Origin of the sequence: Novosphingobium sp. B-7, from assembly GCF_000410615.1 — a bacterium.
Classification (GTDB): domain Bacteria; phylum Pseudomonadota; class Alphaproteobacteria; order Sphingomonadales; family Sphingomonadaceae; genus Novosphingobium; species Novosphingobium capsulatum.
This window is the reverse complement of record NZ_KE148491.1, coordinates 1-7866: the sequence shown is the minus strand read 5'-3', so window position 1 is coordinate 7866 and position 7866 is coordinate 1. Positions and strand designations below refer to the sequence as shown.

Sequence of the window (7866 nt, the reverse complement as noted above, 5' to 3'; positions counted from 1 at the left end):
GTGGTTGGTGTCGATCGCATCGAACCGCTGCGCGAGGCGCGCATCGCGGTCGGCCTGGTCGATCTTGCCGTCCTTGTTCACGTCCATCCTCTGCCACAGGGCATCGGCTTGCGCCTGGGCCTGCGCCCAGGTGATGCCACCATCGCCCATAGCGCGGCCAGGCGCAGCGGGATCGGCCTGTGCCGGCGCGGAGGCTGCGGCGGCATAGAGCGCGCCAGCCCCCGCGAGGGCGGCAAGGGCCCCACCAAGGCCAAGGACGCTTTTCTTCATCTGGGCAAACTCCGGACAGACAAGGGCACCGATCGCCATTGATGACGGTATCGGCACCGCAAAAGACCTGGGGGATGAGGAAGCTGCGGCGCCGCCATGCCGAAAGAGGCTAGGGACTAAGGGGGAGGGACACCCCTTCCGGCCGTGGGGACTGAAGTGGCGGGCACCGCAGCTTCCATGGCTCATTGTATAGGCCGTGGATGTCGCGCGATTATGTCGGGACAGGGGGTATTTTGTCGCCAATTGTCGCATCATTTCGGCAGGGGACCACGCTTCCCGCCTGACCCAACTATCTATCCAAACCAATAACTTGAAATAGTTAAATGCTCGGTGAAAACCGCCAAAGCCGCTGCATCTCCGGCAATTGTGGCGGGTGATTGTCCAGGCCGTGAAATCAGACCGATACATTCACGGCAAACGGCGCGAAGCCCCCTTCCCCGCCCGCGCCGCTGTGCCGGGTTGTGCGGCTCAGGACGTGCCCATCACGAAGGCATTGAGCTTGTTGCCATCGGGATCACGAAAATAGGCAGCATAGAACCCGCCATCACCGCGCGGGCCAGGAGCGCCTTCACAGCTGCCGCCATTTGCCAGGGCCAGGGCGTGCAGCCGATCGACCTGCGCCGGCTCCTTGGCTTCGAACGCGACCATGACGCCATTGCCCACGGTGGCCGGCTGCCCATCGAACGGCTTCATCAGCGCCACCCCGGCGGCGCCACCGGCCGTACCCCAGGCAATCGCCCCGGGCCATTCGAACATGCGCCCCGTGCCCAGTTCGGCCGCAAGCGCGTCGTAGAACGGTGCCGCCCGCTCCAGATCGTTGGTTCCCAGGGTGACATAACCGATCATCATCGCTCTCCTTGCAGCGAGTCGCCACCACAAGAACGTATCATGAACACAGCCGATCGCAAGATCAGATGGGCGCGCAGGCAGCCTCCAGCCAGGCGCGGTCTTCACCCTCGAGCAGCGGCGCCAGCAGCGCCTGGGTGCGCGCGTGATAGTCGTTCCACCACGCCCGCTCGGCCGGGGTCAGCAGGGCAACATCCACCAGTGCGCGGTCGATCGGGACGAAGGTAAGCGTTTCGAACCCGCAGAACGCGCCTTCCGCACCGGCGATCGTGCGCTCTTCCACCAGGATCAGGTTCTCGATGCGGATGCCGTATTCGCCCGCCTTGTAATAGCCCGGCTCGTTGGACAGGATCATGCCGGGCAGCAGGCCCTGCCCGGTGCCGGCCTGCGCGCCCGATGCCTTGGCAATGCGCTGCGGCCCTTCATGCACCGCCAGGAAGCTGCCCACGCCATGGCCAGTGCCATGGGCATAATCGAGGCCGGCCGCCCACAGGAACTGGCGGGCAAAGCTGTCGAGCGCGCCACCAGGCGTGCCCTGCGGAAACACCGCCTGGTCCAGCGCGATATGCCCCTTGAGCACGCGGGTGAAGCGGTCCTTGACCTCGGCCGGCGCCTCGCCCGGCCCGATCCACACCGTGCGGGTGATATCGGTGGTGCCATCGAGATACTGCCCGCCCGAATCGACCAGATAGACGCTGCCCGGCGCAATCGCGCGGTTGGACTGTTCGTCCACGCGATAGTGCGGGATCGCCGCATTGGGGCCCGCGCCCGAAATCGTATCGAACGACAGGTCCTTGAGCAGGCCGGTCTTCTCCCGCTCGGCATGGAGGCGCGCGGCAGCGGAAAGTTCGGTTTCACCGCCCTTGGGTGCAGCCACCGACAGCCAGTGCAGGAACCGGCTCACCGCCGCCCCGTCACGCGCCTGGGCAGCGCGGTGGCCGGCCTGTTCAACCGGGTTCTTCCGCGCCTTGGGCAGCACGGTGGGATCGGTGAGCGTGAGAACCCGCGCTCCCGCCCCTTCCAGCGCGTGGAACACAGCCGCGACCGCGCGTTCCGGGTCCACCGCCACGGTCCTGCCCGCCAGCGCCGTCAGCGCCGGCAAGAATGCCGCGCGGTCCTGCACGCGCACGGCATTGCCCAGGTGCGCCACCAGTGCGGCATCGACTTTTTCGGGCGCAATGAACAGATCGACCGTGCCATCGGCATGGGCCACCACGAACGACAGTGCCACCGGCGTGCGATCGACATCGGCGCCGCGCATGTTGAGCAACCAGGCCACGCCATCGAGCGCGGTGACCACTGCCGCGTCGGCGCCGTTGTCCGTCAGCCACTGTGCCAGCATGGCGCGCTTTTCAGCCACGCTCTGCCCGGCGTGGGCATCTGCATGGGGCACGGCCAGCGCCGCCGAGGGCACGGGCCGGTCCTGCCACACAGCGTCGATGGGATTGCTGTCCACCGCCACCAGGCTGGCGCCCTTGGCTTCCAGCGCCTTGGCCACGCCATCGGCCCAGGGCTTGGCATGCAGCCAGGCATCATAGCCGATGCGCGCGCCGCGCGCCGCATGCTCGCCCAGCCAGGCCGCCGGGCTGGTCTGGGGCACAGACTGGTATTCATACAGCCGCCCGTCCACCTGCTCGCGCACCTGGATGGTATAGCGCCCATCGACGAAGATCGCCGCACGATCCTTGAGCACCACCGCCGTGCCGGCCGATCCGCCAAAGCCGGTGAGCCAGCCCAGCCGCTGTGCATAGCCGCCGACATATTCGCTCATGTGCTCGTCGGAAATCGGGATGACGAAGCCGTCGAGCCCGCGTCGTCCCAGCTCGGCGCGCAGTGCTTCCAGGCGGGCTTCGTGGGTTTGCATCAACATGGCGGGGCGTCCTTGGGCGTAATGGGCAGGTAACTGGTTGGCATTGTAACCACCTGATGCGGCAGACGCCAGAGGCGCGCCTTGCAGGCCGGGCACAGGCACCATAGATGGCGGAGATGACCGCAGCCACCCCTATCGCCGCCCAGCCCCCCGTTGCCGCAAAAAAGCCGCACAGCATCAGCCATCATGGCGTGACGATCACCGACGATTACGCCTGGTTGCGCGATCCCGGCTATCCCGAGGTCAAGGACCCCGAAATCCTGGCGCATCTCGAGGCAGAAAACGCCTGGTTCCAGGCGCATATGGCCCCGCGCCAGCCGCTGATCGACCAGCTCTTTGCCGAAATGCGCGGACGCATCAAGGAAGCGGACAAGTCCGTGCCGCAAAAGGACGGCAACTGGGTCTACTGGATCGAGTACGAGGAGGGCGCGGAATACAAGAAGTGGTGGCGCCGGCCGATCGACGCGGCCGACGACGGCAGCGCCGACGAGCTGCTTCTCGACGAAGTGGCCCTGGCGCAGGGCCATGACTATTTCCGCCTGGGTGCCATCTCGGTGTCCAACGATGGGCGCCTGCTGGCCTGGTCGGTGGACGATAACGGCTCCGAGCGCTTCACCGCGCAGATCAAGGTGATCGCCAGCGGAGAGATCCTGGCCGACGAAATCCCCGGCACCAATTCAGGCCTGATCTGGGTAAAGGGCGATACGGGGCTGGTCTATAGCCTCGCCAACGAGAACTGGCGCACCGACAATGTGCGCCTGCACTGGCTGGGCCAGCCGCTCGACCAGGACGTGGAGCTCTACCATGAGGACGACGAGGGCTTTCGCGCCGGCGCCGCGCTTTCCGCCAACGAGAAGTGGCTGATCGTATCGACCGGCGACCACGAAACCAGCGAAGTGCGCCTGATCCCGGCCGATGATCCGCTCCAGGCGCCGATCCTGGTGCGTCCGCGCGAAAAGGGCGTGGAATACGACGTGGACCTGCACGGGGAGATGCTGTTCGTCCACACCAACGACACCCACGAGAATTTCCGCCTCGCCACGGCGCCGCTGGCCGATCCCGCCGATTGGACCACGCTGATCGCCGGCAGTGACGATTTCTATCTCACCGGGTTTGAACTGTTCCGCGATTTCTATGTCGTCGAGGGACGCGTGCGCGGGCTCGATCGCATCGAGGTGCGCTATTACGACGATCCCGCACGGATCGAACCGATCGCCTTTCCCGAGGCGAGCTATGAAGCCAGCCTGGGCGACAACCCGGAATGGGCCACGCAGACGCTGCGCGTGGGCTACGAATCGATGGTCAGCCCATCGTCGGTCTATGATTATGACGTGCCTAGCCGTGCGCTGACCCGGCTCAAGGTGCAGGAAATCCCATCGGGCTACGATGCCAGCCTGTATGAAACGGCGCGGCTCGATATCCCTGCCCGCGATGGCACGCTGGTGCCGGTCTCGGTGGTGTGGCGCAAGGATCGCCCGGCCGGCGGGCCGCTCCATCTCTATGGCTATGGCGCCTATGGCATTGCCATCGGACCGGGCTTTTCCACCACGCGCCTCTCGCTGCTCGATCGCGGCATGGCCTATGCCATTGCCCACATTCGCGGCGGCGATGATCTGGGCCGGGGCTGGTACAAGGCCGGCAAGCTGGACGCGCGCACCAACACGTTCAACGACTTCATCGACGTGGCGCGCGGCCTGATCGACCATGGCTTTACCACGGCGGGGCGGATTTCGGCCTCGGGCGGTTCCGCCGGCGGCGAGCTGATGGGCGCGGTGATCAACCAGGCGCCCAACCTGTTTGGCGCGGTCGTGGCCGATGTGCCGTTTGTCGACGTGCTCGCCACGATGCTCGACGAAAGCCTGCCGCTCACGCCGGGCGAATGGCCGGAATGGGGCAACCCGATCGACGATGCGGCCGCCTTTCACCTGATCCGGTCCTATTCGCCCTATGACCAGGTCAAGCCGCAGGCCTATCCGCCACTGATGGTCACCGCCGGCCTCAACGATCCACGCGTGACCTATTGGGAGCCGGCCAAGTGGGTCGCGCGCCTGCGCGAATTGAAAACCGACAGCAATCCGCTGATCTTCAAGACCAACATGGGCGCGGGCCACGGTGGCAAATCCGGCCGCTTTGAAAGCCTCAAGGAAGCGGCCGAGGAATTCGCATTCCTGCTGACCGAACTGGGCATCGAGGGCTAAAGGCAAAGCCGTAGATGAACTCAGTCCATCAGATCCCGTTCGGGCTGAGCTTGTCGAAGCCCTCTGGCAGGGCGCGTCGTGATGGCGCCCTTCGACAAGCTCAGGGCGAACGGGCGAGGTGTTTTGGGTTTGGCTCCCCTTTCCTCGCGTGTTCGGGCGCAAGCGCAACAAGCCTGCTGGGCTTGCCCCAAACAAAAACCCCCGCTGTCGCCAGCGGGGGTTTTTCATAGCTCCGAGACGGAAAGCCTCAGGCAGCCTGTTCCTTGCCCTTGAGGACCTGGACCGGCTCCTTGCGGCCATCGACCACGTCCTTGTCCACCACCACTTCGGTCACGCCGTCGAGCGTGGGCAGATCGAACATGGTATCGAGCAGCAGGCCTTCGACGATCGAGCGCAGGCCACGCGCGCCGGTCTTGCGCTCGATGGCCTTCTTGGCAATCGCTTCCAGTGCCTCGTCGGTGAAGGTCAGCGTCACGTCTTCGAGTTCAAACAGCTTGGCGTACTGCTTGACCAGCGCGTTCTTGGGTTCGCGCAGGATCTGCACCAGGGCCGCCACATCAAGATCGTTGAGCGTGGCGATGACCGGCAGACGGCCGATGAATTCGGGGATGAGGCCGAACTTCTGAAGATCTTCCGGCTCTGCCTTCTGCAGCAGTTCGCCCACGCGGCGCTTGTCGGGATCGGCGACATGGGCGCCGAAACCGATCGAACGCTTCTGCAGGCGATCGGCGATGATCTTTTCCAGGCCGGCAAAGGCGCCGCCGCAGATGAACAGGATGTTGGTCGTGTCCACCTGCAGGAATTCCTGCTGCGGATGCTTGCGCCCGCCCTGCGGCGGCACCGAGGCGGTGGTGCCTTCCATCAGCTTGAGCAGCGCCTGCTGCACGCCTTCGCCCGACACGTCGCGCGTGATCGACGGGTTCTCGGCCTTGCGGCTGATCTTGTCGATCTCGTCGATGTAGACGATGCCGTGCTGGGCCTTTTCGACATTGTAGTCGCTGGCCTGCAGCAGCTTGAGGATGATGTTCTCCACGTCCTCGCCCACATAGCCCGCTTCGGTCAGCGTGGTAGCGTCGGCCATGGTGAACGGCACGTCGAACGTCTTGGCGAGCGTCTGGGCCAGCAGCGTCTTGCCCGAGCCGGTGGGGCCAACGAGCAGGATGTTGGACTTCGACAGCTCGATGTCGCCACCCTTGCCGCTGTGCTTCAGGCGCTTGTAGTGATTGTGCACCGCCACCGAGAGCACGCGCTTGGCGCGGTCCTGGCCGATCACATAATCATTGAGCGTCTCGAAGATGTCGCGCGGCGTGGGAACGCCACCGTCCTTCTTGCCGGCGATGCCCTGCTTGGTCTCTTCCCGGATGATGTCGTTGCACAGCTCGACACACTCATCGCAGATAAAGACCGTCGGCCCGGCAATGAGCTTGCGCACCTCATGCTGCGATTTGCCGCAGAAGCTGCAGTAGAGCGTGCTTTTAGAGTCCGATCCGGAAAGCTTTGTCATTCTTCAATCCCAGGCGCCCCTCCACGAGGGGCGGGCCCGGCTATCCTACTACCCCAAGGGTATTAATCAACCGGACACGAAACGAGGTGGTGTTATCTGCCACGCGGCTCCTTTCGCAACGCTTAAGGAGCCGGGGCAGAAGAGAAAATCAGGCCGAAGGGGCCCCGCCGGTACCGCTTTCGACGCCGACCTGTTCAGATTGGGGACGCGATTCGAACACCTTGTCGACCAGGCCAAAGGCCAGGGCCTCGTCGGCTTCAAGGAAGGTATCGCGGTCCATCGCCTTCTCGACCTCTTCCAGGCTCTTGCCGGTGTACTTCACATAGAGGTCGTTCATGCGCTTCTTGATGCGCAGGATTTCACGGGCCTGGATCTCGATATCCGAAGCCATGCCCTGCGCCCCGCCCGAAGGCTGGTGGATCATGATTCGCGCATGCGGCAGCGCGATGCGCATGCCCGGTTCGCCCGCGGCGAGCAGGAAGCTGCCCATCGAGCAGGCCTGGCCGATGCACACGGTCGACACGCGCGGGCGGATGTACTGCATGGTATCATGGATCGCCATGCCCGCCGTCACCACGCCACCGGGCGAGTTGATGTACATCGAGATGTCCTTCGAGGGATTTTCCGACTCGAGGAACAGAAGCTGGGCGACGATCAGCGACGCCATGTGGTCTTCCACCTGGCCGGTCACGAAGACGATGCGTTCGCGCAGCAGGCGGCTGAAAATGTCGAAGCTGCGTTCGCCACGGCTGGTCTGCTCGACGACGACCGGGACGAGCGCGCCAGTCACCGGATCAGCGTGGAACTTTCCTTGGGCAGAGCTGCTGCCGAACACGTCGAGCATGGGAATCCTCATCTGGTTGCGATGGCCTATGTCGCGTGCCAGCAAAGGATGTTCAAGGGCATTAACCGCGAATGCGCGGGAATGCGTGGATATTGGACCAGATTCGGGCGCCTTTCGCCGCGTGGTCAGACCTGCACCCGCGCCCGCAGGGCTTCGAGTGCAGCCAGTTGCGCTTCCATCGCCCGCAGGCGGGCCTCGGTTCGGGCCACCCGCTCGCGCAACTCGCGGCTGCGCCTGCTACCTGGCAGCAGCCGTGCCAGGAATCGACCCGCGTCGCCCAGACTGGCGGCCATGGCATCGAGCAGGCCCTGGCGCGGCACGACCGGCGCGCGGT

General features: G+C 64.8%; 6 protein-coding genes and 1 pseudogene. 1 reads left to right on the top strand and 6 read right to left on the bottom strand.

Features of this window, described 5'->3' with window-relative positions:
• From H926_RS32750 to H926_RS0121465, 3 genes and pseudogenes are all read right to left on the bottom strand, one after another.
• Positions 1–270, bottom strand: a pseudogene (locus H926_RS32750) (hypothetical protein); the annotation flags it as partial.
• Positions 271–738: 468 nt separating this feature from the next.
• On the bottom strand, positions 739–1116 hold the full coding sequence (locus H926_RS0121470) for a VOC family protein (RefSeq protein WP_028658330.1): 378 nt from the start codon (positions 1114–1116) through the stop codon (positions 739–741).
• 64 nt (positions 1117–1180) lie between these two features.
• Complete coding sequence (locus tag H926_RS0121465; RefSeq protein ID WP_028658329.1) at positions 1181–2980, bottom strand: aminopeptidase P family protein; 1800 nt, start codon at positions 2978–2980, stop codon at positions 1181–1183.
• 113 nt (positions 2981–3093) lie between these two features.
• Between H926_RS0121465 and H926_RS0121460 the strand changes: the two genes are divergently transcribed.
• Entirely contained in the window at positions 3094–5184 is a 2091-nt protein-coding gene (locus H926_RS0121460; protein ID WP_022678080.1) for a S9 family peptidase, read from the top strand.
• 247 nt (positions 5185–5431) lie between these two features.
• Here H926_RS0121460 and clpX read toward each other — a convergent pair whose 3' ends face one another.
• The 3 genes from clpX to H926_RS33830 form a co-directional block, all read right to left on the bottom strand.
• Positions 5432–6688, bottom strand: a complete 1257-nt coding sequence (clpX, locus tag H926_RS0121455) for an ATP-dependent Clp protease ATP-binding subunit ClpX (RefSeq protein ID WP_022678079.1) — start codon at positions 6686–6688, stop codon at positions 5432–5434.
• Between the two features lie 148 nt (positions 6689–6836).
• A complete protein-coding gene (gene clpP / locus H926_RS0121450; RefSeq protein WP_022678078.1) occupies positions 6837–7532 on the bottom strand; it encodes an ATP-dependent Clp endopeptidase proteolytic subunit ClpP in 696 nt (231 codons plus the stop codon).
• A 125-nt stretch (positions 7533–7657) separates the two neighbouring features.
• A partial coding sequence (locus tag H926_RS33830; protein WP_043610887.1) for a hypothetical protein occupies positions 7658–7866 on the bottom strand: 209 nt, incomplete at its 5' end.

Bases quoted from the DNA above. Each gene is read 5' to 3' on its own strand.
- H926_RS0121470 (WP_028658330.1), bottom strand. From the start codon at position 1,116: ATGATCGGTTATGTCACCCTGGGAACCAACGATCTGGAGCGGGCGGCA.
- H926_RS0121465 (WP_028658329.1), bottom strand. From the start codon at position 2,980: ATGCAAACCCACGAAGCCCGCCTGGAAGCACTGCGCGCCGAGCTGGGA.
- H926_RS0121460 (WP_022678080.1), top strand. From the start codon at position 3,094: ATGGCGGAGATGACCGCAGCCACCCCTATCGCCGCCCAGCCCCCCGTT.
- clpX (WP_022678079.1), bottom strand. From the start codon at position 6,688: ATGACAAAGCTTTCCGGATCGGACTCTAAAAGCACGCTCTACTGCAGC.
- clpP (WP_022678078.1), bottom strand. From the start codon at position 7,532: ATGCTCGACGTGTTCGGCAGCAGCTCTGCCCAAGGAAAGTTCCACGCT.